This window comes from Corallococcus sp. 4LFB, from assembly GCF_046520365.1.
In the GTDB taxonomy this organism is placed as follows: domain Bacteria; phylum Myxococcota; class Myxococcia; order Myxococcales; family Myxococcaceae; genus Corallococcus; species Corallococcus caeni.
Window position 1 is genome coordinate 1 of sequence record NZ_JBKGHJ010001221.1, and the last position, 549, is coordinate 549.

Sequence of the window (549 nt, forward strand, 5' to 3'; positions counted from 1 at the left end):
GCGAGACGAGCTGGGTGGCCAGCAGGGAGTGGCCGCCGAGCGCGAAGAAGTCGTCGTGGATGCCCACGCGCTCCACGCGCAGGACCTGCATGAAGAGGGCTGCGAGCTGCTCCTCGGCGGGGGTCCGCGGCGCGACGTAGGTGGAGGCGAGCGCGGCGCCCTGGGGAGCCGGTAGGGCCTTGCGGTCCACCTTGCCGTTGGTGTTGAGCGGCAGGGCCTCCAGCACGAGGAACGCGGAGGGCACCATGTACTCGGGCAGGTGCTGCTTGAGGAAGCTCCGCACCTCCGTGGCGTCGAGCGACTGGCCTTCCTCCGGAACCAGGTACGCGACGAGCCGCTTGTCTCCGGGCACGTCCTCGCGCGCCAGCACCACGGCGGCGTGCACGGCGGGATGTCCCAGCAAACAGGACTCGATTTCGCCCAGCTCGATGCGGAAGCCGCGCACCTTCACCTGGAAGTCAGCGCGGCCCAGGTAGTCGAGCATCCCGTCCGCGCGCCAGCGCACCACGTCGCCGGTGCGGTAGAGGCGGGCACCCGGGGTGGAGGAGA

The 549-nt window shown here is 70.9% G+C and carries 1 protein-coding gene; it reads right to left on the minus strand.

Going from position 1 to position 549, the window contains the following annotated elements; all coding sequences use genetic code 11:
• Nucleotides 1-549 (minus strand): AMP-binding enzyme (locus ACLEQD_RS45030; RefSeq protein ID WP_410392012.1); only part of this gene is annotated, 549 nt, incomplete at both ends.